This is a genomic window from Saccharopolyspora gregorii, from assembly GCF_024734405.1.
In the GTDB taxonomy this organism is placed as follows: domain Bacteria; phylum Actinomycetota; class Actinomycetes; order Mycobacteriales; family Pseudonocardiaceae; genus Saccharopolyspora_C; species Saccharopolyspora_C gregorii.
This window is the reverse complement of sequence record NZ_CP059556.1, coordinates 3,690,810-3,715,560: the sequence shown is the minus strand read 5'-3', so window position 1 is coordinate 3,715,560 and position 24,751 is coordinate 3,690,810. Positions and strand designations below refer to the sequence as shown.

Sequence of the window (24,751 nt, the reverse complement as noted above, 5' to 3'; positions counted from 1 at the left end):
TGGCGCGCAACCGGCATCGACCGCACCGGAGGAGCCCATGCCCGTCGTCACCGTCGGGACCGAGAACGGCAGCCCGATCGAGCTGCACTACGAGGACCACGGCTCCGGCCCGCCCGTCGTGCTGATCCACGGCTGGCCGCTGAGCGGACGTTCCTGGGAGCAGCAAGTCCCGGCGCTCATCGACGCGGGACACCGCGTGATCACCTACGACCGCCGCGGTTTCGGCCGGTCCTCCCAGCCGTGGGGCGGGTACGACTACGACACCCTGGCGGCCGACCTGCACGCCTTGCTGGACCACCTCGACGTGCGCGGGGCGACGCTCGTCGGGTTCTCGATGGGCGGGGGAGAAGTGGTCCGCTACCTCGGCACCCGCGGTTCCGGCCGGGTCGACAAGGCCGTGCTCGCGGCCGCGGTGCCGCCGTACCTGCACCGGACCGCCGAGAACCCGGACGGTGGCCTGGACGACGCGACCATCGCCCGGTTCGAGGACGGCGTCCGCACCGACCGGTTCGCCTTCCTGGAGGGCTTCACCACCGACTTCTTCTCCGCGAACGGGCGGCTGCTGGTCAGCGAGCAGCAGCGCGCCCACGCGCAGACGATCGCGTCGTTCGCGTCCCCGAAGGGCACCCTGGACTGCATCGCCGCGTTCGGCCGCACCGACTTCCGCGGCGACCTCGCCGAGATCACCGTGCCGACCCTCGTGATCCACGGCGACTCGGACGCCATCGTGCCGTTCGAGGTCAGCGGGCGGCGTTCCGCCGAGGCGCTCGCGAACAGCGAACTCGTGGTGGTCGAGAACGGTCCGCACGCCGTCAACGCCTCCCACCCCGCGCGGTTCAACGAAGCGCTGCTGGGGTTCCTCCGCGGCTGACGTCGGCAGCGGAACCGCCCGGCGCCGGGTTTCCGGCGCCGGGCGGCAGGCATTCCCATCAACGCCGCGTCGCGAACCAGAGCTTGGCGAGGGCGACGACGACGAGGACCCCGATGACGCCCTGCACGACGAAGCTGATCACGTTGACCGCGAACAGCGGCCCGGTGGGCAGGTTGCAGAGCTCGGAGAGGACCAGGGCCGCGGGCCAGGAGGCGATCAGCAGCGCCTTCTGCCGCCGCGACCAGGATCGGTTCACGGCCACCAGCACCGTGCCGCAGAGCCAGGCCGCGAACGAGAGCACGAACGCGGCGGCCATGGTGGGGCCGTTGATCTCCCAGTCGGAGTCGGCGTCGAAGCCCGCGGACAGCGCCATGAGGCCGCCGATGAGGTAGGTGAGCGAGCAGGCGCCTGCCAGGGCGAGGCAGGCCAGCGCTGCGGCGAGCACGGAACCCTGCCGGGCGGATTGCGCGCGGCCGGGCTCGACGCCCGCCTCCGCGGCGACCTGCTCGGGGGTGCCCATCCGCTCGATGGCGTCGTCGACGGTGGCCGCGTCCGCGTCCGGGCCGACGCTGGCGTCGAAGTGCTCGTGCACGCCGGCGATCACGTCGCGGCGGACGGAGGCGGGTGCGTCGCGCAGCAGGTCGTTGAGCTCTTCCAGGTAGCTGTGCACGCGGGCGTGGGTCTTGGTCACGATCGTTGTTCTCCTGTCATGGCGGAATCGACGGCGCTGCGGAAGGTGGACCAGGTGCTGCGGAAGGTGGCCAGCGCCGACCTGCCCTCCGCGGTGAGCGCGTAGTAGCGGCGCGGAGGGCCGGAGGTGGACTTCACCTGGCTGGTCTCCACGAGTCCCTGCCGCCGGAGGCGTGCGAGCAGCGGGTACAGCGTTCCCTCGCTCTGCAGCAGGATGTCGTGCTCGCCGAGCCTGCGCGCGATCTCCAGGCCGTACAGCGGTTCGACGTCGACCATCGCGAGGATGCAGTACTCCAGCACTCCGCGGCGCAAGTGGGTGAGCACGCCGCTCTCGTCTAGAACCATGCCACGCAAGGTACCGGCAAGATCGGCGGCGCGCAAAGCCACCCCCCGGTTCGGGCGCGGTGCTGCGGCGGCATCCGGTGGAGTCCACATCGGACACTTCGGTCCCGTGCGGACCCCCGGGCTCCCGCTACGCGGCGTGGGCGGCGAGGTAGGCGAGGTGGTGCGACGTGGCGAGCGCGGGCGGCTTGCTCGTCGCGCCGAGCCCGCTGCCCCGGCTCTCCGCCGCGTCGAGGATTTCCCGGTCGCCCCAGGAGAATCCGGGACCCGCGTACCCGTCGGACTCGACGAGGTTCCGGCACACCGACCGGACGGTGCGCGCCCGCCCGTTCTCCGCCTCCGCCGCGCCGTCCGCGACCGGTTGCCGCTCGCGCGAGTACAGCCAGTGGTCCGGGCAGGAGTACCGGAGGGCGACGTGCTTGCTGCGACGCCCCTCGCCGATCACCGGGTGCGCGATGCCGTAGTCACCGAGCCGGAGGTCGGTGCGCCCGTCCTCGACCAGCGTGCGCCACAGCCGCTCCTCGACGCGCGGCTGCTCCCAGAGCGAGGTGCGGCCGAGCGACCGGGGGATGGAACCGCTCAGCACGCTGACCGATCGGAACGGGCCGCACCCGGCGGCGGCGTCGACCGCGGCGGCGGCCCGGTGGACGACCCGCGCGGGCAGCTCCGGCAGGTAGCCGAGATCGACGATGAGATCGAGGTCGCCCGGCTCGACCCGCAGCCGGCCGAGCAGCCGTCTCACCCGCTCCACCTCGGCTGCCCCGATCCGCAGCGCCCCGCCCGCCCCGAGCTCCTGGCAGAGGCGTCCGAGCGCGGGGAGCTCGTCAGCGGTCGCGGTGCCGCGGACGACCGGGAGGAACGGAACCGGCACCTGCTCGTCGAAGAGGTCCACCGGGTGCGCCAGCCGGTCGGCCAGCTCCCCGAGTGCGCCCACCGGGCCTGCACCGAACCCGGGTTCGCCGGTCACTTCGGCGGCGTCGACCATGATCGTGCGGCCGAGGCCGTGCAGCCGCCGCGCCACCGCCTCCACCCCGTCCAGCTGACCCGCCGGTGTCGATCCGTTCGGGATGAATTCGAGCAGCGGCTGCACGCGCTCGACGTGCGCCCGCTCGTCCACGGCGTGGAGCGCGGCGAACTCGCCCTGCTTCGCGCGGAGCACGACCAGCGTTCCGAACCCCCCGGAAGTGGACACCGACGCTCCCTCCGTCGACGGCGAAGCCCGTCAGCACCACCAGCCAAGCAGCTCGATCACCGCGCGGCATCCGCCGCGAGCGTGACGTCCGGCGGCACGGGGGTGCGCGGTTCGCTCAGCCGGGCAGCAGGTTCTGGACCGTGACGTCGAGCTTCGCCAGCCGGGCGGAGGAGTTCGGGCCGAGGAACGCCGCCAGGCGCGGCGCCAGATCGGCGCACGCCGCGCGCAGCGGGTCCACCAGGCGCAGCAGCACCCGCTCCGGCAGCCGGCTCTCGTGCCCGGCGATGGAGATCGACCCGATCGGGGAGCCGTCCTCCGGGTCGAACAGCGGCGCGGCGATCCCGTTCAGCGCCGGGTGGTTGTCGCTGAACGACAGTGCGAACCCGGTGTCGCGGACGCGGGACAGCCGCGCCCGCAGCCCGCGGGGCTTCGGCGTCCCGGCGCTGCGCAGCACCTCACGTGCCTGCTCGGCGGGCAGGAACGCCAGGATCGAGGTGCCGCCGCAGCCGGAGGTCAGCGGGGAGCGCTCGCCGACGGTGCCGCCCTGGCGTTCCGGGTTGCGCGGCGGATCCTCGGAGAGGATCACCACCCGGTGCGTGCCGCTGCGCAGGTGCAGGTGGGTGGTCTCCGCGGCCTCCGCGGCCAGCCTGGCCATGGTGGGGCGGGCCAGCCGCAGCAGTGCGGGACGCGGGCCGATCAGCGAGGACAGCGCCACCGCGCGGCTGCCGATGCGGTATCCGCTGCGGCCGACGTGGTCGACGTAGCCCTCCTCCTGCAGCACCCGCAGCGAGCGGTAGGTCTTCGACTTGCCCAGCCCCGCCTCGGCCGCGACCACGTCCAGGTTCGCCGGTTGTTCCAGCCCGGCCAGCGCTTCGAGCACGTGCAGCACGCGCGCCGGTCCGGAGAGCTCCTCACCCATCCCCGCCACCCTCGTTGGTTGCAGATGCTGCCACTCCGCTTGGAGATGCTGCCACGGCTCGCCGACGCTGTGGAACCACCGGCCGGCCACGGCCGGAGGTGCGAAACGGGCACGGCGAACCCAGGAGTGCTGATGACGAGCTCACCGCGGAGCATGGCGCTGATCGCGTTCCTCCAGGCGCAGAACTGCTCCAACTACGTCGGGTCGTGGCGTGCGCCCGGCTCGGCGAGCGACTTCCTCACCGCGGACTACTTCACCCGCATCGCTCGGACCTTGGAGGACGGCGGCTTCGACCTCGCCTTCTTCGACGACCGGCTGGCGATGCCCGACATCTACCGGGGCAGCCACGAGCTCGCCGTCCGGCACGGCATCCGCTCGGTCAAGATGGACCCGACGGTGGTGATGCTGGCGATGGCGATGGCCACCCGGCACCTCGGCGTCGCCGCCACCTACTCGACGACGTACTACGAGCCGTTCCACATCGCCCGGCACTTCGCCACCGCCGACCTGATGACCGGCGGGCGCACCGGGTGGAACATCGTGACCTCGCTGAACGACTCGGAGGCGGCGAACTTCGGCCGCACCGAACACCTCGACCACGACCTGCGCTACGAGCGCGCCGACGAGTTCGTCGACATCGTCACGCGCATGTGGGACACCTGGGAACCGGACGCGCTGAGCGTGGACAAGCGCAGCGGCGAGTTCGCCGACCCGGCGAAGGTGCACCGGCTCGACCACGACGGGCGGTTCTTCACCTCGCACGGCACCTTCCCGGTCCCGCGATCGCCGCAGGGCAGGCCGGTGCTGCTGCAGGCCGGGGCCAGCGGGCGCGGCCAGGAGTTCGCGGCGCGCTGGGCCGACGTCATCTTCACCCACTTCGCGAACGTCGAATCCGGCACCCGCACCTACGCCCGGCTGCGCCAGGGGATCGAGGACGCGGGCCGCGATCCGGATTCGGTGGTGATCGCGCCGCTGATCAACGTGGTCACCGCGGAGACCCCGGAGCTCGTGGAGCGCAAGCAGGCGATGCTGGAAGATCTCGCCCGCGAGGAGGACGGGCTGGCGCTGCTGTGCGAAGCGCTCAACACCGACTTCGGCGCCCGGCCCTACGAGGAGCCGTTCACCGACGCGGAGCTGCGCGCGATGTCCTACCAGGGCCTGCGCGATCGCGTGATCACGTTGAGCGGCAAGGAGAACCCGTCGGTGCGGGACTTCGTGGAGTTCTCCGGCCGCGGCCGGTTGCGCGAGGCCGAGATCGTGGCGGGCACACCCGAGGTCGTCGCCGACCGGCTGGAGGAGCTGCACGGCACCTGCGGGGACGGGTTCGTCCTCGCCGCCGCCTCGGTGCCCGGAAGCTACGACGACTTCTCCCGGCTCGTCACCCCGGAGCTGCGCCGCCGCGGCCTGGTCCGCCCGGACTACGCGGCCGAGACGCTGCGCGGCAACCTCGGACTCCCGGCGGTGGACGGGGTACCGGCATGAGCGGCGAGTTCACCGTGCTCTCGCCGGTCGGGATGCTCGGCTACGGCTACCGGGAAGCGGACTTCGACGCGTGCGTGGCCGAGGGCGTGGACGCCATCGTCGTCGACTCCGGTTCGACCGATCCGGGCCCGTCCATGCTGGGGCTCGGGCACACCCTGGTCACCGAGGAGTCCTACCTGCGCGACCTGCGCCCCATGGTGCGCGCCGTGCACCGGCACCGGATTCCGCTGCTCATCGGCTCGGCGGGCGGGGCGGGCACCGACGAGCAGGTCGACGGCATGGTGGCGCTGCTGGGCCGCATCGCCGCCGAGCAGGGCATCTCGCTGCGCGTCGCGGCGATCCACTCGCAGGTGCCGCACGGGCTGGTGCGGGACCGCCTGGCGCAGGGCCGGATCGAGCCGAACGTGCGCGGCGAACTGCCCACCGAGTCCGATGTGGACGACACGCTCGCGGTGGTGGCGCAGATCGGCGCCGAACCCTTCGAACAGGCGCTGGCCGAACCGGTCGACGTCGTCGTCGCCGGGCGGGCCTACGACCCGGCGCCCTACGCCGCGTTCCTCGTGCCGCGCGGGGTCGAACCCGGAATCGCCTGGCACCTCGGGAAGATCCTCGAATGCGGCGGGGTGTGCGCCGAGCCGAAGGGCGGCGGTGCGTTGGCCACCGCCCGCGCCGACTCCTTCGACATCCGCCCGATGGGGCCCGAGCAGCGCTGCACCCCGCTGTCGGTGGCCGCGCACACCCTCTACGAGAACAGCAGACCGGACTTGCTCGCCGGGCCCGGCGGAGTGCTCGACGTGAGCGGCTGCGACTACGAGCAGCTCGACGAGCGCACCGTGCGGGTCCGCGGCAGCCGGTTCGAACCCACCGAGCGGCGGCTGCTCAAGCTGGAGGGCGCCCGGATCACCGGGCACCGCTGCGTGTTCATCGGCGGCATCCACGATCCCGTCCTCATCGGGCAGCTCGACGACTTCCTCGCCCGCGTCGAGGCGGAGACCGCCGCACTGCACCCGGAACTGGCCGACGGGACCGCGACCGTCCGGTTCCACGTCTACGGCCGGGACGCGGTGATGGGCGACCGCGAACCGCATCCCGTGCCGGGCCACGAAGTCGGGGTGCTCGGCGAAGCCGTCGCGCCCACCCCGGAACTGGCGAAGGCGATCTGCACCAGCGCGCGGGTCGGGGTGCTGCACCTGAACTACCCGGGTCAGCTGGCCACCGCCGGGAACCTGGCGCTGCCGCTGACCCCGCTGGACAACCCGATCGGACCGGTGTGCGCGTTCAGCCTCTACCACCTGGTGGACGCCGAGGGCATCGAGCACGCCGTGGTGCGCGAGGAGGTCGGCGCATGACCGCGCTGCGCGAACTGGCGAAGGTGGTCCGCAGCAAGAACGCCGGGCCCTACGAGATCACCTTCGACGTGATGTTCACCGACGAGGCGACGTTCGCGCGGGTGCGCGACAGCGGCGTGCTCACCCCGGCACGGCTCGCCGCCCTCTACCGCACGAGCGTCGACCAGGTGCGGGTGTGCACGTTCTTCGCCCCCGCGCTCGCCTTCAAGCTCACCCTGGTCCGGCCGGGTGCGCAGGGCGGCGCGGGGGAGCGGGACACCTTCGGCGCTCAGCAGCACGCGCCGCTGCTCGACCTGGAGGTGCCCGCATGAGCCGCCCACCGCTGCACCCGGTCCGGGACACCTCCGCGCTGCGGGAGGTGTTCGGCACGGTGCCCGCCGGGGTGCTCGCCGTGTGCGGGCTGGACGGCGGACCGGTCGGCATGGCCGCCAGCAGCTTCACCTCCGTCTCGCTGGAACCGCCGCTGGTGTCGGTGTGCGTGCAGCGCACCTCCACCACCTGGCCGCGGCTGGCCCGGCTGCCGAGCCTCGGGCTGAGCGTGCTCGGCGCCCGGCAGGGCGAGCTCAGCCGCGGGCTCGCCGCGCGCGGCGCCGACCGGTTCGCGGGGTGCGCTGGCACGCCACCGACCGCGGCGCGGTCCTCGTGGAGGACGCCGCCGCCTGGTTCGAATGCACCCCGCACGACGAACTGCCCGCCGGGGACCACCGCATCGTGCTGCTGCGCGTGCTGGCCACCGGCATCGCCGCCGACGCCGAACCGCTCGTGTTCCACGGCGGCACCTACCGATCGCTGCTGCCCGGCTGACGCCCGCCCCGCGCCGAAGTCCCGTGCTCGAAAGGAGAGTCATGGTTGGCATCACCGCTCCGCCGCGCTGCTGCACCAGCGCCGGATGCTCCGAGCGAGGTGAGTGGCCCACCCGCCCAACGGGAATGGGCGAACGGGCCACTCACCCGGGACGTCAGTTGAGCTTGCGGGTGTTCTCGGGGAGGCCGCCTCCGGCGTAGACGTCCTCGGCGAGTTCGGCGAGCGCGGTGAGCGCCACGTTCTGGCTCCACGGCCCGTAGGACACCCGGGACACCCCGAGCCGCTGCGCGGTCTCCAGCGGCACCGAGCCGGGCACCCCGATGATGTTCACCTTGCGCTCGCCCAGTTCCGCGACGAGCCGGGAGATCTGGTCCTCGGTGAGCTTGCCGGGCGCGAAGAAGTTCGACGCGCCCGCGTCCAGGTAGGCCCGGCCCCGGGTGATCGCCTCGTCGAGCACCGCCTCCGGGTCCCGGTCACCCGCCTTGAGGAACGCGTCGGTGCGCGCGTTGAGCACGAAGTCGACCCCGGCCGAGCGCGCGGCGGAGACCGCGGCCTCGACGGCCCGCACCGCCTCGTCCAGCGGTTTCATCTGGTCTTCGAGGTTCGCGCCGACGGCGCCGACGTCGATGGCGCGGGCGATGGTGCCGCCCGGGTCGCCGTACCCGGCCTCCAGGTCCGCGGTCACCGGCAGGTCCCCGGCGACGCGCACGATCAACCCGACCTCGGCGATCATCTCGTCGCGCGGGATCCGCTCCCCGTCGGGGTAGCCGCGGGAGGCGGCGATGCCGTGGCTCGGGGTGGCCAGCGCCTTGGTGCCCGGGGTCTCGGCCACCACCTTCGCGGTGATCGCGTCCCACGCGTTGACGACGAGCAGCAGTTCGGGTGCCGCGTGCAGTTCCTGCAGCCGTGCGGCCTTGTCGGCGGTCGATGTCATGTGAACTGCCTGCCTTCCGAACTCGTGTTGCGTAGCACTCGGGTGGCGGAACCTCAGCGGTTCCCTCGCTGCGGGATCGATGTCCCCGGTGGCTCCGCCACAGGAGAGATCGCTGTCCTCGCGAGGGAACCGCTGAGAACCTGCGGGTGGTTGCTGCTCATCGGCTTCGCCGCTGACAGGAAACAGCCGAAGAACTCACCGAGCAGGTTCACCGACAGCAGTATGCCCTGCCCTGCGGTGCGCAGCCGCCGGCGCCGTGACCTGCGCGGATCAGCGCACCAGGTCGAAGATCGTGAGGGCGGCGCCCGCGACGAACGCGACGGGCACGCCGATGGCGAGCAGCCGGTGCCGCTTCGTGCGCTCCTCCCGCAGCTGCCGCTCGGTCTTCGCGGCGATGATGAAGTGCCCCTTCTCCTGCGGTTTCCCGAGGACCAGCGGGCCGATGGCGTCGTGCACCTCGCCGAGCGCGTAGAGCCGGGTGCCCGGGCGGATCAGCCATTCCTTGTAGCGCATGCCGATCGTGGAGCTCCGGTCGCCGAAGCTGAACCCGCCCAGCTGGAACCTGAATCCGCCACCGCCGCCGTTGTGCGGTTCGAACCGCTCGACCGACTGCTCGACGCCCTCGGGCTTCGTCCCCGCCGGGGCGATCCCGATGGTCCGGCCCTGCTCGTCGATCAGCGCGTAGCCCTCCTCCGAGGTGTGCTCGGAGACCGTTTCGGTCTTGCGGACCCGCCTGGTCCGGCCGTCGCGCTGCTCGACCTGCTCGTAGATCCGTTCCACCTGGTAGCGGTACCAGACGCAGGGCGCTTCGCTGAGCGCGGCGGTGAGCAGGCCTTCCGGGCGGGGGTGGGCGGCGCCGACGACCTCGGCGGTCCTGCGGAACCCGCCGCGCGCGCCGAGGTCATCGGAGATGCGGCGCAGCTCCTCCAGCTCGTCGATCGTGGAGGTCTCGGTGCCGATCATCGCGTGGAGTTCGCCGCGGGTGCGGCGCATCCAGAAGAACCCGGCGACCGCCAGGGCCACCACGACCAATCCCACCAGCCACATGTCCCGTTCCCGTCCTTCGCCCCCACCCTGCGGTCGGAGATCGTATTCGGCGCACCGCACCGGCAGGTGCGGATCGGAAGTTCTGCTGCGAGATCGGATTCTCGACGATCCCTTTCGGCGGTCCGGCGCCCGGTTCACCCGTTCACCGGAGGTGATCGACCGTTCACAGCATGCGATCGGCCGTTCGACGCAGGCGTGATCGATTGTGGCGGTGTTCTCGTGATCAACACCTTTCACTGGTGTCGACGAAGTCGAGTCGGGGGATTCGATGGTGGATGCGTTCGGGCCGGTCCCCGTCCCGACGGCCGCACTGTCGCGACCGTCGAGGGCGGTGTGCGATCCGATGCGCGTGTGCACCGGGACGGGAATGGCGCGCTGCACGCGTTCTACCGAGGCAAGGACGACCTGTCCGGATGGTCGGTGGCGCCTCGGTGCCGGACCAGCAGGTCGGGACCTTGATGGACGTCATGCTGGCCGTCACCTTCGATCCGGGTGGCGAGATGCTGGGGCAAGGCGTCGCCGGGAGCCGACTGGTGCCCACGGCGCACTGAGCCCCTGGCATCTGCTCCCCGCCTCCTCCAAGATGGGCGGTGTCCCGGGATGCGGGGCGCCGTGCGCCCGGTCGGTCCGATGTGGACCGACTCCGCCGCGAGGTCGGCGGCCCCCGGTGAGTGCTCCTTCCCCGCCGTCGAGCAAGGGAGATCACGATGCCGAGACCGGTCACGTTGTTCACCGGCCAGTGGGCCGACCTGCCGTTCGAGGAGGTGTGCCGGCTGGCCGCCGGATGGGGCTACGACGGGCTGGAGATCGCCTGCTCCGGGGACCACTTCGAGGTGGACCGGGCGTTGGCCGAGGACGACTACGTGCAGGGGAGGCTGGACCTGCTCGCCGCGCACGGGCTGGAGGTGTGGACGCTGTCGAACCACCTGGTGGGTCAAGCGGTGTGCGACCACCCGATCGACGAGCGGCATCGCGGGATCCTGCCGTCCCGGATCTGGGGCGACGGTGCACCGGAGGGCGTGCGGACCCGTGCGGCGGAGGAGCTGAAGGACACCGCGCGGGCGGCGGCGAAGCTCGGCGTGTCCACCGTGGTCGGGTTCACCGGCTCCTCCATCTGGCACACCGTGGCGATGTTCCCGCCGGTCCCGGCGGAGATGGTGGAGCGCGGCTACGCCGACTTCGCCGAGCGGTGGAACCCGATCCTGGACGTGTTCGACGAGGAGGGGGTGCGGTTCGCGCACGAGGTCCACCCGAGCGAGATCGCCTACGACTACTGGACGACGCGGCGCGCGCTGGAGGCGATCGGGCACCGCCCCGCGTTCGGGTTGAACTTCGACCCGAGCCACTTCCTGTGGCAGGACCTGGACCCGGTGACGTTCCTGTGGGACTTCCAGGACCGGATCTACCACGTGGACTGCAAGGAGTCGGTGAAGCAGTTCAACGGCCGCAACGGCCGGCTCGGCTCGCACCTGCCGTGGGCGGATCCGCGGCGCGGCTGGGACTTCGTCTCCACCGGGCACGGGGACGTGCCGTGGGAGCCGATCTTCCGGGGGCTCAACGCGATCGGCTACTCCGGGCCGATCTCGGTGGAGTGGGAGGACGCGGGCATGGACCGGATGCTGGGCGCCCCGGACGCGCTCGCGTTCGTCCGGAAGCTGGCGGCGATCGAGCCGCCCGCGGTCGCCTTCGACGCGGCGTTCAGCACCGAGGCGTAGGCGCGTCCGCGGAACTCCGGCGTCGCCGTCACCTCGACGGCGGCGCCGTTCTCCGCTCCTGGGGCACCGCGGAACTCGCGTCCGTTTTGCGCGGAATGGCGCGTTCGGCCCAGTCGGCGAGGGATCCTTCGGCGCTGCGGCGGCTCGGCGCGATGGCGGGTGGCCCGCTGGTCGGCGATCGGCGGTCCGGACCGGTGTTCCCGCAGCGCCCTTGCCGTTCCACTGTGGACTCGGCGAGGAGTTCCGGGCGAGACGGCGCGTTCTTCCCCCCGCATTCCGGATTCCCCGGGCAGCGCCCGAACGGACGCGGTCGGCTGCACCCGTCCGGGCAGCGGACATCCGGGGGACATCGCCGATTTCTCCTTGACCGCAGGAGAAAACGTTCGCCTACTCTGTGACGAACTTCGTACGCTCCGCGCAAGAAGTGGGGTAGTCGGTGCAACCGGAGAACGCACACCAAGCTCGCCTGCTGACCTCGTTGCGGTTCGGCGGCGCCCAAGCGGCGGCGGAACTGGCCGCGCAGGTGTCGCTGTCCCGCTCCAAGATCGGTCAGGAGCTGGCCCGGTTGCAGGAACTCGGATTCGTGGAACGCGCAGGCAAGGCCGCCTCGCGGGGCGGGCGGCGCTCCGGCCTGGTGCAGCTGTCCCGGCGGCTGCGTTTCGTCGGCATCGACATCGGCGCCACCTCGCTGGACGTCGGGGTCACCGACGGACTGCTGGACCTGGTCGCGCACACCAGCGAAGGCATCGAGATCAAGGACGGTCCGGACGCCGTGCTCGGCCGCGCCGTCGACGTGGTCGAGGAGATGCGCGTCGCCGGGCACCTGCCGGGCCTGCACGGCGTGGGCGTCGGGGTGCCCGGTCCGGTGAGCTTCCGGGACGGGTTCACCGTCTCCCCGCCGATCATGCCCGGGTGGGACCGCTACCCGGTGCGGGAGTACTTCGCGCAGCGGCTGGGCGTGCCGGCGCTGGTGGACAACGACGTGAACCTGATGGCGCTCGGCGAGATGTACCGCGGGCTGGGCCGTTCGGTGCCGGACTTCCTGTTCGTCAAGATCGGCACCGGGATCGGCTGCGGCATCATCACCGGGAACCGGGTGCTGCGCGGCAGCAACGGCAGCGCCGGGGACATCGGGCACATCGCGGTGCACGACACCGGGCCGGTGTGCGGCTGCGGGCGGACCGGGTGCCTGGAGGCGTGGTTCAGCGGCGCCTCCCTGTCCCGCGACGCCACCGCGCTGGCGCGCAGCGGCGAATCACCGGAGCTGCGGGAACTGCTCGCCGGTCGCGACGTGCTCACCGCGCACGACGTGGGAACCGCGATGCGCCACGGCGATCCGCTGGCGCTCGGCCTGGTGCGCGAGGGCGCGCGGCGGCTGGGCACGGTGCTGGCCGGGCTGGTGAACTTCGCGAATCCCGCGATGATCGTGGTCGGCGGGGGAGTGGCCGGGCTCGGCCACCCGCTGCTGGCGGAGGTGCGCAGCGAGCTCTACCGGCGATCCACGCCGCTGGCCACCAGCAGCCTGCCGATCGCGCTCTCCGAACTGGGCGGGACCGCCGGCGTCGTCGGCGCCGCCGGACTGATCAGCGACCACGTGCTCGGCGGCGCAGCCGCGCCGTGACCGGGGAATCCCCGGCACACCGATCGGCGAGGAGCCGCCCGAGCTCCCGCAGCACCACCCCGCTTCGCGCACCGCTCTGGACGCGCTCCGCACGACAGGAGGACGGGATGAACGCACTCGGTGTCGCCCTGGTGGGCCACGCCTTCATGGGAGTGGTCCACTCGCAGGCGTGGCGGACCGTGGGGCGGGTCTTCGACCTCCCGGTCCGGCCGGAGATGGTGGTGCTGTGCGGGCGCCGCAAGGACGCCGTGCACCACGCCGCCGCCCGGCTCGGCTGGCGGGAGGCCAGCGACGACTGGAAATCCGCGCTGGTGCGCGACGACGTGCACGTCGTCGACATCTGCACCCCCGGCGACAGCCACGCCGAGATCGCGATGAGCGCCCTGGAAGCCGGCAAGCACGTGCTGTGCGAGAAGCCGCTGGCGAACTCGGTCGCCGAAGCGGTCGCGATGGCCGACGCCGCGGAACGCGCGCGGCAGCGGGGGATCCGGTCGATGGTCGGGTTCAACTACCGCCGGGTTCCCGCGCTGTCGCTGGCGAGGACGCTGGTCGCGCAGGGCAGGCTGGGCCGGATCCGGCACGTGCGCGCCCAGTACCTGCAGGACTGGCTGCTCGACCCGCAGGCCCCGCTGACCTGGCGGTTGCAGGCCGAACGCGCCGGATCCGGGGCGCTCGGCGACCTGGGCGCGCACCTGGTCGACCTCGCCCAGTTCCTGCTGGACGACGAGATCACCAGCGTTTGCGGCCTGGTCGACACCTTCGTGGCCGAACGGCCGCTGGGCGCGGGCACCGACCGCACCGGCCCGGTGACGGTGGACGACGCGACGATGTTCACCGCCCGCTTCGGCGGCGGCGCGCTCGGCACCTTCGAGGCGACCCGCTACGCCGCGGGGCGCAAGAACGGGTTGCGCGTCGAGGTCAACGGCAGCGCGGGCAGCCTCGCGTTCGACTTCGAGTCGATGAACGAGCTGTCCTTCTACGACGCGACCGAGGACGCGGCCACCGCGGGGTTCCGCCGCATCCTGGCCACCGAGGCCGATCACCCGTACCTGCGCGCCTGGTACCCGCCGGGCCACGTGCTCGGCTACGAGCACACGTTCACCCACCAGCTGCGGGACTTCGTGACCGCCATCGGCGAGCGCACCAGCCCCAGCCCGGACTTCGCCGCCGGGCTGCGGGTGCAGCGGGTGCTCGACGCGGTGCAGCGCAGCGCCGCCGACCACAGCAGGTGGACACCGGTCGGAGGCGGCAGATGACCCGGCCGCGGGCGGACGACGTGCTGGTGATGTCCGGCATCGTCAAGGTGTTCCCGGGCGTGCGCGCCTTGGACGGGGTGGACCTGCGGGTGCGCCCGGGCGAGGTGCACTGCCTGCTCGGGCAGAACGGCGCCGGGAAGTCCACGCTGATCAAGGTGCTCTCCGGCGCGCACCCCGCGGACGGCGGCACGATCCGCTGGCTGGGCGCGGAGGTCGCGCCCGGCTCCCCGGCGGGCGCGCTGCGGCGGGGCATCGCCGCGATGTACCAGGAACTGGACCTGGTGCCGGGGTTGAGCGTCGCCGAGAACATCTTCCTCGGCGACGAGCGGGCCACCGCCGGGTTCACCCGCCGCGGCCGGGCGCGCGCCGAGGCGACGCGGCTGCTGACCCGGCTGGGACATCCGGAGATCGACCCGGACCGCGCGGTCGGGAGCCTGCCCGCGGCGGTGCGGCAGCTGGTGTCGATGGCCAGGGCGTTGCACTACGAGGCGCGGCTGATCGTGATGGACGAGCCCACCGCGTCGCTGTCCGCGGGCGAGGTGGACAACCTGTTCCGCGTCATCGGCGAGCTCACCGCCGACGACGTCGCGGTGGTCTACATCTCCCACCGCATGGCGGAGATCCGCCGCATCGCCGACCGCGTCACGGTCATCAAGGACGGCGCCACGGTCGCCGCCGGGCTCCCGGTGGGGGAGGTGACCACCGGCGAGCTCGTCGCCCTGATGACGGGCGGCGTGCCACCGGAGGTCGAGGCGGCGGGCGGTTCCGCCACCGGGCGCCCGGTGCTGGAGGTGCGCGGGCTCGGGCGCCGCGGCGAGTTCGCGGACGTGAGCCTCACCGCGCACGCGGGCGAGATCGTCGGCATCGCCGGTCTCGTCGGCTGCGGCCGCAGCGAATTGCTGGAGACCGTTTTCGGCGCCAGGGCACCGGATTCCGGGGAAGTGCGAGTGGACGGCCGCCGGGTGCGGCCGGGCTCGGTCCCGGCCGCCGTGGCCGCGGGGATCGGGCTCACCCCGGAGGAGCGCAAGGACCAGGCGCTGCTGCCGCGGCTGTCGCTGGCCGCGAACACCACCCTGGCCGCGCTGGCGCGGTTCAGCCGGTTCGGATTCGTCGACCGCGCCCGGGAGATCGCCGCGACGCGGCAGATCGTCGACCGGCTCCAGCTGCGCCCCGCCGACCCGCACCGGCCGATCGCCGCGTTCTCCGGCGGCAACCAGCAGAAGGCCGTCATCGGCCGGTGGGTGCTGCGCGGCTGCCGCGTGCTGCTGCTGGACGAACCCACCCGCGGCGTCGACGTCGGTGCCCGGGCCGAGCTGTACGCGCTGGTGCGGGGACTCGCCGCGGAAGGCCTCGCGATCGTGGTGGTCTCCAGCGACATCCCGGAGGTGCTGGCGCTGGCCGACCGGGTGCTGGTGCTGCGCGACGGCACCGCGGTGCGCACCGCCGCCGCCGGTGAGCTCACCGAATCCGATGTGCTGGACCTGGTCGTGGAGGGTGCGCGATGAACGAGCAGGCTCTCGCCGCCTCGACCCGCCCCTCGCGGCTGAGCCGCTGGTGGGCGCGGGCGGACATCCGGCTGACCGCGCTGGTGTTCGTCCTCGTCGGACTGTGCGCGGTCGGTTACGCGACCCGGCCGGACGCGTTCCTCACCGAGGGCAACATCTCCACCGTGCTGCGGCTGGCCGCCGCCATCGGCGTGGTCAGCGTCGGCATGACCTTCGTGATCTCAGCGGGCGGTATCGACCTGTCCGTCGGCTCGATGGTCGCGTTGTGCAGCGTGTGGATGACCACCTGGGCCACCCAGTCGTACGGGGCGTTCGCGATGGTGGGGTGCGCGCTGCTGGTGGGCACCGGGTGCGGGCTGGTCAACGGGCTGCTCGTCGCCTACGGGCGGGTGGTGCCGTTCATCGCGACGCTGGCGATGATGGCCTCCGCGCGCGGGCTGGCCGAGCGGATCAGCGGCAGGCAGACGCAGGTCGTCGACGTCCCCGCGTTCGGCGCGGTGTTCCAGGCCGACCTGCTGGGCGTCCCGGTGCTGATCTGGATCTTCGCCGCCGTGTTCGCCGGCGGCTGGACGCTGCTCAACCGCACCACGTTCGGGCGGCGCACGCTGGCCGTCGGCGGCAACGCCGAAGCCGCCCGGCTGGCCGGGATCGACGTGCGCAGGCACCTCGCGCTGGTGTACGCGCTCGCCGGGTTCTGCTGCGCCATCGCCGCGATCATGGTGGTGGCGCGCACGACCTCCGGGGCCTCCACCAACGGCCTGTACTACGAACTGGACGCGATCGCCGCCGTCGTCATCGGCGGCACGCTGCTCGCCGGTGGGCGCGGCAGCATGACCGGCACCGTGCTCGGGGTGCTGATCTTCACGACGTTGAGCAACGTGTTCACGCTCAACAACCTCGAAACCGACGTTCAGAACATCGTCAAGGGCGCGATCATCGTGCTCGCCGTGCTGCTGCAGGCCCGCACGCGCCGCCGCGGCACCGCCCTCCGCTGAACCCCTCCTCCCCTCCCGGAGACCGCCATGTCCGCAACTCCTCGTCGTGGATTCCTGTTCGGCACCGGCGCACTCGGCGCGACCGCGCTGCTGACCGGGTGCCTCGCCAACGATCCGCCGCAGCAGCAACGACCGGCCGCCGTCGCCGCCGGAGGTGACGGCGCGGCCCCCGGCGCCCCGGTGACCATCGGGTTCTCCGCGCCCGCCGCCGATCACGGCTGGATGGCGGCCATGACCACCAACGCCCGCGCGCAAGCCGAAGCGCTGCCGGACGTCACGTTCCGCCCCACCGAGGGCAGCAGCGACGTCAACCAGCAGGTCGCCCAGGTCGAGACGCTGATCAACGAGCAGGTCGACGTGCTGGTCATCCTGCCCGCCGACGGCAAGGCGCTGACCGACGTGGCTCGCCGCGCCACCCGCGCCGGGATCCCGGTGGTCAACGTGGACCGCGTCTTCGACTCCGCCGACGCCTACCGGGTGTGGATCGGCGGGGACAACCACGGCATGGGCGTCAACGCCGCCGAGCACATCGCCGCCGAGCTGCGGCGCCGCGGCGTCACAGACCCGGTCGTCGCCGAGATCGCGGGCACCGATTCGCTGCCGCTGACCCAGGAGCGCAGCGCCGGGTTCCGCGACGGCCTCGCCCGGCACGGGATCCGGGTATCGCGGCGCGTCGCCGCCGACTTCACCGCCGAATCCGGCGAGCGGCAGGCGACGAACCTGCTGCAGGCCGCGGCGCGGCTGGACGCGGTGTGGAACCACGACGACGACCAGGGCATCGGCGTGCTCGCCGCGGTGCAGGCCGCCGGGCGAGACGACTTCTTCCTGGTCGGCGGCGCCGGCTCGCGCAACATGATGGACCGCATCAAGGCGGGCGACGGCGTGGTGCAGGCGACGGTGCTCTACAACCCGTCGATGTGCTCCTCGGCGATCTCGCTGGCCCGGCTGCTCGGCCAAGCGCGCGGGATGGGCGACCTCGCCGAGCACGAGATCCCCCGCGCGATCACGACCTACTCGGCCGTGGTGACCCGGCAGAACGTCGACCAGTACCTGGACGTCGGGTTCGCCTCGTGAGCGGACCCGGCGAACCGGAAATCCCGACGCCCGGCGGCTTCCGCACCGCCACCGGGCGGACCACCCGACCCGTCCCGGCACCGCCGCCGGGACCGCGAAGATGAGGAGCCTCCTGGTGCGATTACCCGGATCGGTCGCCTGCGCGACCTTCGCGGTCGTGACCGCGACCGCCCTGACCCTGCCGCCCGCGACCGCCGAGCCACCACCGGACACCGCGTTCGACCAGATCACGCTGGCCCGAGGTGAGACCAAGCTGGGCGAGCCGATGGCGCTGGCGGTGCTGCCCGACCGCCGCGTGCTGCACACCTCCCGCGACGGCGACGTCTTCCTCACCACGCCGGACGCCACCACCACGCTGGCCGCGCACCTGCCGGTCTACAACCACGACGAGGACGGGTTGCAGGGCGTCGCCGTGGACCCCGGCTTCGCCGAGAACCGGTGGGTGTACCTGTACTACGCGCCCCCGCTGGACACCCCGGAGGGCGACGCCCCCGAGGAGGGCACCGCGGCGGACTTCGCGCCGTTCGACGGCTACAACTCGCTGTCCCGGTTCCCGCTCACCGACGACGGCGCGCTCGACCTCGACGCCGGGCAGGAGATCCTGCGCGTCCCGGCGAACCGCGGCACCTGCTGCCACGCCGGTGGCGAGATCGACTTCGACGCCGACGGGAACCTGTACCTGTCCACCGGGGACGACACCAACCCGTTCTCCTCGGACGGCTACACGCCGATCGACGAACGCCCCGAGCGCAACCCGGCGTTCGACGCGCAGCGCACCGCGGGCAACACCAACGACCTGCGCGGCAAGGTCCTGCGCATCCACGTCGAACCGGACGGCACCTACACCGTCCCCGACGGCAACCTGTTCCCGCCCGGAACCGAGCGGACCCGGCCCGAGATCTACGCGATGGGCCTGCGCAACCCGTTCCGGTTCGCCGTGGACGAGCGCACCGGCTGGATCCACCTCGGCGAGTACGGGCCGGACGCGGGCGCCGCCGACCCGGATCGGGGACCCGGCGGCATCGTCGAGTACGACCTGATCCGGGAACCGCAGAACCTGGGCTGGCCGTACTGCATCGGTGACGACGAACCGTTCGTCGACCACGACTTCGCGACCGGCGAGTCCGGCGAGCCGTTCGACTGCGCGGCGCCGCGCAACGAGAGCCCGCACAACACCGGGCTCGTTGAGCTGCCGCCGGCGCAACCCGCGTGGCTCGCCTACGACGACGACTCGGTCCCCGAACTCGGCGCGGGACCGGAATCGCCGATGGGCGGACCGGTGTACCACTTCGACCCGGACCTGGACGAGCCGCTGAAGTTCCCGGCGCACTACGACGGGAAGGCGTTCAACTACGAGTGGGACCGCGGCTGGATCAAGGAGTTCGAGGTCGGGCAGGACGGGTCGCTGGCGGCGATCCGGCCGTTCTTCGACTCGATGGACCTGGTGCGGCCGATGAACGTCGAGTTCGGCCCGGACGGCGCGCTGTACGTGCTCGACTACGGCTCCAGCTACTTCGGCGGGGCGGACGACTCGGCGCTGTACCGCATCGAGCACAGCCCGGACGCGAAGACCCCGCGGCCGCATCTCGCCGCCGACGTCACCTCCGCCGGGCAGGCACCGCTGACGGTCGGCTTCGACCCCGCGGGCACCGCGGATCCCGACGGCGGCGAGCTGAGCTACGCGTGGGACTTCACCGGCGACGGCGTCGTCGACTCGACCGAACCGGGCCCGGTGTCGTTCACCTACGACGAGCGCGGCGCGCACACCGCGAAGCTCGCCGTCACCGATGAGACCGGCAAGACCGGGTACGCCAGCGTGCAGATCGTCGTCGGTAACACGCCGCCGCAGGTGCGGGTGGAACTCCCGCCGGACGGCGGGGTGTTCGCCTTCGGCGAGGAGGTTCCGTTCCGGGTCAGCGTCACCGACGCCGAGGACGAGCGGATCGACTGCTCCCGGGTCGCCGTCAGCTACGCGCTCGGCCACGACACGCACGCGCACCCGCTCAAGGAGGAACGCGGCTGCGAAGGCGTCATCGAGACCCCGGCCGACGAGGGCCACGGGCTGGACGCGAACGTGTTCGGCGTGCTCACCGCCGACTACACCGACGGCGGTGCCGAAGACCTGCCGCCGGTGACCGGCAGCGACCGCGTGGTGCTGCAGCCCGCGGAGAAGCAGGCCGAGTTCTTCACCGACGCCGAGGGCGTCGAGGTCGTGGCGAACCCGGATGCGGCCGGTGGCCGGGAGGTCGGTGCCGTCGAGGACGGCGACTGGATCTCGATCGACCCGGTGGACCTGACCGGTGTCGACGGCATCGGCTACCGCGTCGCGGCGGCCGGGGACGGCGGCGTGATCGAAGTGCGGGCCGGTGCCGTGGACGGGGAACTGCTGCAGTCGGTCGAGATCGCGGGCACCGGTGGTGAGCACGTGGACGTGCCGTCGTCCCCGGTGCTCGACCCGGGCGGTTCCGGCGCGCTGTTCTTCGTGTTCCGCGGCGAGGGCACCGAGCTGTTCGCGCTCGACGCGGTGCACTTCACCGGGGACGGGGTGTCCCGGCCCGTGCCCCCGGACGACCGGTCGGCGCGGGCGCGCGGCGACCGTTGATCAGCGTGGCGGTGGCCCGCGCGGGTCGGGCCACCGCCATTCCTGCTCCAGGAGGTGACCAGATGGGGGACCACGCACGGCCGGGTCGCACCGGCATGTGGTTGATCGGCGCGCGCGGTTCGGTGGCGACCACGGCGATCGTCGGACTGGCCGCGCTGCGGGCCGGCCTGGTGCCGCCGACGGGCTGCGTCACCGAGCTGCCCGCGTTCGGCTCGGCGCCGTTGCCGGGCTGGGACGAGATCGTGGTCGGCGGGCACGACATCTCCGCCGCTGATCTGCGCAAGACCGCGGACGGCCTGGTGGCGGCGGGCGTGCTGCCCGCCGGGGTGGTGGCCGCGGTGGCACCGCAGCTGGCCGAGGCGGAAGCGGAGCTGCGACCCGGTTTCGACCCGGCGACCCGCGCCGAGACCGGGGCGGACGCCGCCGTCCGGCTGGCCGGGGACATGTCCGCGTTCGCGCGGCGCCACGACCTGGACCGGGTCGTGGTGGTCGACGTCGCCTCCACCGAACCGCCGTGGCCGGCCGGGGCGCGGCTGCTGACCGCCGCGGACCTGGACGCGGTGCTGGCCGCGGACGAGGCCGTCCCGGCCAGCGTCGTGGCCGCCCGCGCGGCGGTGCGGGCGGGCTGCCCGTACGTGGAGTTCACCCCGTCCACCGGGATCTCGGTCCCCGCGCTGGGCGCCCTGGCGCGGCAGCGCGGCCTGCCCTACGCGGGCGCCGACGGCAAGACCGGCGAGACCTTGCTGCGCACCGCGCTCGCGCCGATGTTCGCCGAACGCGCGCTGGCGGTCCGGTCCTGGGCGGGCACCAACCTGCTCGGCGGGGGTGACGGCGCGACGCTCGCCGACCCGGGCACCGCGGCGAGCAAGCTGACCGCGAAGTCCCGCGGGCTGCACGCCCTGCTCGGCGACGAGGTCGCCGCACCGCTGCACATCGACAACGTGCCGGACCTCGGCCAGACGAAGGTGGCGTGGGACCACGTGCACGCCGAGGGCTTCCTCGGCTCGCCGGTGACGTTGCAGCTGACCTGGTCCGCGTGCGACTCGGCGCTGGCGGCGCCGCTGGTGCTGGACCTGACCCGGCTCGTCGCGCTGGGGCACCACGCCGGGTGCAGCGGGCCGCTGACCGCGCTCGGGTGCTTCTTCAAGGCCCCGTTCGGCGCCGGTGGCGACCCGGATCGGCACCGCTTCGACCACCAGGTCCGCGAGCTGCACGAGTGGGTGCGCTCGCTCAGCGGCGGAGGTGCGCGATGAGCCGGCTGCGCGCGCTGATCGCGCTGACCCGCGCCCCGGCCGCGCTGACCGCGCTCGGCGACACCGCGGTCGGCGCCGCGGCCGCCGGACGTCCGCTGCGGGGGCGCCGTGCGCTGCTGCCGGTGTCCTCGGTGGCGCTGTACTGGGCGGGCATGGCGCTCAACGACTGGGCCGACCGCGAGCTCGACGCCGCGGAGCGCCCGGAGCGGCCCATCCCGTCCGGACGGCTCGGCGCCGGTGCCGCGCTCGGGATCGCAGCGGTGCTCGCGGGTTCCGGGGCCGCCGCCGCGGCGGTCGTCGGGTCGGCCGAGGCCGGGCTGGTGGCGGCGCTCGCCGCGGCCGTCGTCGGCTACGACGTGGTGTTCAAGACCGGCCCCGCCGGGCCGGTGGCGATGGCCGCCTGCCGCGGGCTCGACGTGCTGCTCGGGGCGGGCGGGGCCCGGGCGGCGTGGCCCGCCGCGGCGCTGCTCGCCGCGCACACCTGCTCGGTCACCGCGCTCTCCCGCGGCGAGGTCCGCGGCACCGACCCGGTCACGGCCGCCGCGGCCGCGGGCACCACCGCCCTGGTGGCGGTCGCCGCGGTGGGCGGGCGCTGCGCCTCCCCGCTGCACCGGATCGCGGCGCTCGCCGCAGCCGCCTGGTACGCGGCGCGGGTCGGCGAGGTGCAGCTGCGCGCCTGCCGGAACCCGGACGCGCCGACCGCGCGCGCGGCGACCCGCGCGGGCATCCACGGCATGGTGCCGCTGCAGATCGCGCTGACCGCCCGGCACGACCTCGGCACGGCGGCGCTGCTGGCGGCGCTCCCGCCGGTGGTCCGGATCTCCGGGAAGGTGGTGTCGGCGACGTGACGGCGCTGCGCTTCGGCTACGGCACCAACGGGTTCGGGGATCACCGGCTCGACGACGCGCTGCGGGTGATCGCCGAGCTCGGCTACGACGGGGTCGCGCTGACCCTCGACCACCACCGGCTCGACCCGTTCGACGCCGGTCTCGCCGAGCAGGTGCGCCGGGTGCGCGGCCTGCTCGACCGGTTCGGCCTGTCGGTGGTGGTCGAGACCGGGGCGCGCTACCTCCTCGACCCGCACCGCAAGCACCACCCGACGCTGGTCTCCGCGGACAGCGGGCGCCGGGTGGACTTCCTGCGGCGCGCGGTGCGCGTCGCCGCCGATCTCGGATCCGACGTCGTGTCGTTCTGGTCCGGAATTCGACCGTCCGAAGTGGACGAGCACGCTGCGTTCGAGCGGTTGCTGGACGGCAGCGCGCAGGTCGTCGAGGAAGCCGCGCGCCACGGCGTGCGGCTCGGGCTCGAACCCGAACCCGGCATGCTCGTCGACACGGTGGACGCGGCGCTGGCCGTGCTCGACCGGCTCGGCGCGCCGGAACCGCTCGGCATCACCCTCGACGTCGGCCACTGCGTCGCGGTGGAGCAGGACACCGCCGCCGGGTGCGCCTGGCGGTTGCGGGACCACCTGGTGCACGTGCAGCTCGACGACATGCGGCCCGGGGTGCACGAGCACCTGGAGTTCGGCGACGGCGAGCTCGACCTCCCCGGCACCCTGGAGGCGTTGGCCGGCATCGGGTACACCGGCCTCGCCGCCGTCGAACTGCCCCGGCACGGCCACGCCGCCCCGCAGGTCGCGCGCCGCGCGATCGGCGCGCTCCGGCAGCCGTGGGTGGCCGAGGCGCTGGCGGCGGTGCGCCGGGACCCGGCGAGCATCGCGACCCTGTTCCCCGCGGTGGGCCGTCACGTCGGCCGCCGCCCCCTCGACCGGGACGATCCGCACGGGCTCGTGCACGGCACCGTCGACGACCGGGTGCGCGGGCGGCTGCTGCGCGCCCTCGCCGACACCGCGGAACCCGACCGGCTGGTGGCGGAGGTCGCGGCACTGTACCGGCACGGCGACGACGCCGAACGGCGCGGCGTGCTCCGCGCGCTCGACGGGCTCGGCCCGGACGTGGTGGGAGCGGGCCTGGAGCTGGTGCGGGATGCGTTGCGCGCCAACGACATCCGGCTCATCGCCGCCGCGATGGGGCCGTTCGCCCGGCACCTCGACGACCACTCCTGGCGGCACGGCGTCCTCAAGTGCCTGTTCACCGGCGTGCCGCTCGCCGCCGTCGCCGGGCTGCCGCGGCGCGCCGACGAGGAACTCCGCCGCATGGTCACCGACTTCGCCGCCGAACGCCGCGCCGCCGGGCGCGACGTCCCCGGTGACGCCCGCGCACTCCTGGAGGCGTGATGCGCATCTTCGAACCGCACGTCCACATGACGTCCCGCACCACCGACGACTACGAGGCGATGCACGCCGCCGGGATCCGGGCCCTCGTCGAACCCGCGTTCTGGCTCGGCCAGCCGCGCACCGGCGTCACCTCGTTCACCGATTACTTCGACGCGCTGATCGGCTGGGAGCGCTTCCGCGCCGCGCAGTTCGGCATCCGCCACCACGCCACGGTCGCGCTCAACCCCAAGGAGGCCAACGATCCCCGATGTCGCGAGGTGCTCGACGTCCTGCCCCGGTACCTGGCCAAGGACGGGGTCGTCGCGGTCGGCGAGGTCGGCTACGACTCGATGACCCCCGAGGAGGACGACGCGTTCGCCCAGCAGCTCCAGCTCGCCGCCGCGGCCGACCTGCCGGTGCTGGTGCACACCCCGCACCGCGACAAGCCCGCCGGCACCCGCCGCACCCTCGACGTGGTCCGCGAATCCGGGCTGCCCCCGGAGCGCGTGCTCGTCGACCACCTCAACGAGGTCACCGTCGAGCTGGTCGCCGGCACCGGCTGCTGGCTGGGCTTCTCCCTCTACCCGGACACCAAGATGGACGAGGAGCGGATGGTGCGGCTGCTGCGGCGGCACGGCACCGAGCGGATGGTCGTCAACTCCGCCGCCGACTGGGGCCGCTCGGACCCGCTGAAGACGCGCGCCACCGGCGAGGCGATGCTGCGCGCCGGCTTCACCGACGCCGACGTCGACCGGGTGCTGTGGCAGAACCCGGTCGCCTTCTACGGGCAGAGCGGACGGCTGAACCTGGAGCCGCTGCCCGGGTTCAGCGCCGACGCGGCCACCTTCGCCGACAACTCCGTGCTCCGCGGATCCCGGGAGTGAG

22 protein-coding genes and 1 pseudogene are annotated in these 24,751 nt (G+C 73.2%); 17 read left to right on the top strand and 6 right to left on the bottom strand.

What is annotated here, in order from left to right:
* The first annotated feature begins 37 nt into the window (after positions 1-37).
* Entirely contained in the window at positions 38-871 is an 834-nt protein-coding gene (locus tag H1226_RS16170) for an alpha/beta fold hydrolase (RefSeq protein WP_258341468.1), read from the top strand.
* A gap of 58 nt (positions 872-929) precedes the next feature.
* Here the strand turns inward: H1226_RS16170 and H1226_RS16165 are convergent, their stop codons facing one another.
* The 4 genes from H1226_RS16165 to H1226_RS16150 form a co-directional block, all read right to left on the bottom strand.
* Positions 930-1,562 carry an HAAS signaling domain-containing protein gene (locus H1226_RS16165; RefSeq protein WP_258341467.1) on the bottom strand — a complete coding sequence of 211 codons (633 nt, stop codon included), beginning with the start codon at positions 1,560-1,562 and terminating at the stop codon, positions 930-932.
* A complete protein-coding gene (locus H1226_RS16160; RefSeq protein ID WP_258341466.1) occupies positions 1,559-1,906 on the bottom strand; it encodes a PadR family transcriptional regulator in 348 nt (115 codons plus the stop codon). Before H1226_RS16160 ends, H1226_RS16165 begins: the two co-directional genes overlap by 4 nt.
* Before the next feature lie 127 nt (positions 1,907-2,033).
* Complete coding sequence (locus H1226_RS16155) at positions 2,034-3,095, bottom strand: beta family protein (RefSeq protein ID WP_258341465.1); 1,062 nt, start codon at positions 3,093-3,095, stop codon at positions 2,034-2,036.
* Between the two features lie 115 nt (positions 3,096-3,210).
* Entirely contained in the window at positions 3,211-4,014 is an 804-nt protein-coding gene (locus tag H1226_RS16150; RefSeq protein ID WP_258341464.1) for an IclR family transcriptional regulator, read from the bottom strand.
* A 132-nt stretch (positions 4,015-4,146) separates the two neighbouring features.
* Here H1226_RS16150 and H1226_RS16145 point away from each other — a divergent pair, with 132 nt between their 5' ends.
* From H1226_RS16145 to H1226_RS28345, 4 genes and pseudogenes are all read left to right on the top strand, one after another.
* Complete coding sequence (locus tag H1226_RS16145; RefSeq protein ID WP_258341463.1) at positions 4,147-5,496, top strand: NtaA/DmoA family FMN-dependent monooxygenase; 1,350 nt, start codon at positions 4,147-4,149, stop codon at positions 5,494-5,496.
* Positions 5,493-6,845, top strand: coding sequence for a DUF1446 domain-containing protein (locus H1226_RS16140; RefSeq protein ID WP_258341462.1), 1,353 nt, complete (start codon positions 5,493-5,495; stop codon positions 6,843-6,845). Before H1226_RS16145 ends, H1226_RS16140 begins: the two co-directional genes overlap by 4 nt.
* Positions 6,842-7,156: a DUF4387 domain-containing protein gene (locus H1226_RS16135; RefSeq protein WP_258341461.1), complete on the top strand. Its 315-nt coding sequence runs from the start codon at positions 6,842-6,844 to the stop codon at positions 7,154-7,156. The genes H1226_RS16140 and H1226_RS16135 overlap by 4 nt, the downstream gene beginning before the upstream one ends.
* Positions 7,153-7,649, top strand: a pseudogene (locus H1226_RS28345) (flavin reductase family protein). The gene H1226_RS16135 and the pseudogene H1226_RS28345 overlap by 4 nt, the downstream one beginning before the upstream one ends.
* Positions 7,650-7,803: 154 nt before the next feature.
* On the opposite strand, the gene H1226_RS16120 reads toward H1226_RS28345, so the two are convergent.
* Positions 7,804-8,583, bottom strand: coding sequence for an isocitrate lyase/PEP mutase family protein (locus H1226_RS16120; RefSeq protein WP_258341459.1), 780 nt, complete (start codon positions 8,581-8,583; stop codon positions 7,804-7,806).
* 270 nt (positions 8,584-8,853) lie between these two features.
* On the bottom strand, positions 8,854-9,630 hold the full coding sequence (locus H1226_RS16115) for an E3 ubiquitin ligase family protein (RefSeq protein WP_258341458.1): 777 nt from the start codon (positions 9,628-9,630) through the stop codon (positions 8,854-8,856).
* Between the two features lie 413 nt (positions 9,631-10,043).
* On the opposite strand from H1226_RS16115, the gene H1226_RS16110 reads away from it, so the two are divergent.
* The 12 genes from H1226_RS16110 to H1226_RS16055 all read left to right on the top strand — a co-directional run bounded on the left by H1226_RS16110 (position 10,044) and on the right by H1226_RS16055 (position 24,750).
* Entirely contained in the window at positions 10,044-10,181 is a 138-nt protein-coding gene (locus tag H1226_RS16110) for a hypothetical protein (RefSeq protein WP_258341457.1), read from the top strand.
* A gap of 156 nt (positions 10,182-10,337) precedes the next feature.
* Positions 10,338-11,345, top strand: coding sequence for a sugar phosphate isomerase/epimerase family protein (locus tag H1226_RS16105; protein ID WP_224977412.1), 1,008 nt, complete (start codon positions 10,338-10,340; stop codon positions 11,343-11,345).
* A gap of 436 nt (positions 11,346-11,781) precedes the next feature.
* Positions 11,782-12,966 (top strand): ROK family protein, encoded by a 1,185-nt coding sequence (locus tag H1226_RS16100; RefSeq protein ID WP_258341456.1) that lies wholly within the window; start codon positions 11,782-11,784, stop codon positions 12,964-12,966.
* A 107-nt stretch (positions 12,967-13,073) separates the two neighbouring features.
* Positions 13,074-14,222, top strand: coding sequence for a Gfo/Idh/MocA family protein (locus tag H1226_RS16095; protein ID WP_258341455.1), 1,149 nt, complete (start codon positions 13,074-13,076; stop codon positions 14,220-14,222).
* Positions 14,219-15,727: a sugar ABC transporter ATP-binding protein gene (locus tag H1226_RS16090; protein ID WP_258341454.1), complete on the top strand. Its 1,509-nt coding sequence runs from the start codon at positions 14,219-14,221 to the stop codon at positions 15,725-15,727. The genes H1226_RS16095 and H1226_RS16090 overlap by 4 nt, the downstream gene beginning before the upstream one ends.
* Positions 15,724-16,722 (top strand): ABC transporter permease, encoded by a 999-nt coding sequence (locus H1226_RS16085; protein ID WP_258341453.1) that lies wholly within the window; start codon positions 15,724-15,726, stop codon positions 16,720-16,722. Before H1226_RS16090 ends, H1226_RS16085 begins: the two co-directional genes overlap by 4 nt.
* A gap of 27 nt (positions 16,723-16,749) precedes the next feature.
* On the top strand, positions 16,750-17,796 hold the full coding sequence (locus H1226_RS16080) for a substrate-binding domain-containing protein (protein WP_258341452.1): 1,047 nt from the start codon (positions 16,750-16,752) through the stop codon (positions 17,794-17,796).
* 100 nt (positions 17,797-17,896) lie between these two features.
* Positions 17,897-20,398, top strand: a complete 2,502-nt coding sequence (locus tag H1226_RS16075) for a PQQ-dependent sugar dehydrogenase (RefSeq protein ID WP_373689956.1) — start codon at positions 17,897-17,899, stop codon at positions 20,396-20,398.
* Between the two features lie 62 nt (positions 20,399-20,460).
* The gene (locus tag H1226_RS16070; RefSeq protein ID WP_258341451.1) at positions 20,461-21,651 is read left to right on the top strand and encodes an inositol-3-phosphate synthase; all 1,191 of its coding nucleotides are present in this window, start codon (positions 20,461-20,463) and stop codon (positions 21,649-21,651) included.
* Between the two features lie 5 nt (positions 21,652-21,656).
* Positions 21,657-22,499 (top strand): SCO3242 family prenyltransferase, encoded by an 843-nt coding sequence (locus tag H1226_RS16065; RefSeq protein WP_373690081.1) that lies wholly within the window; start codon positions 21,657-21,659, stop codon positions 22,497-22,499.
* Positions 22,496-23,887 (top strand): EboA domain-containing protein, encoded by a 1,392-nt coding sequence (locus H1226_RS16060; protein WP_258341449.1) that lies wholly within the window; start codon positions 22,496-22,498, stop codon positions 23,885-23,887. Before H1226_RS16065 ends, H1226_RS16060 begins: the two co-directional genes overlap by 4 nt.
* Positions 23,887-24,750, top strand: a complete 864-nt coding sequence (locus H1226_RS16055; protein WP_258341448.1) for a TatD family hydrolase — start codon at positions 23,887-23,889, stop codon at positions 24,748-24,750. The genes H1226_RS16060 and H1226_RS16055 overlap by 1 nt, the downstream gene beginning before the upstream one ends.
* The last annotated feature ends 1 nt before the right edge of the window (position 24,751 follow it).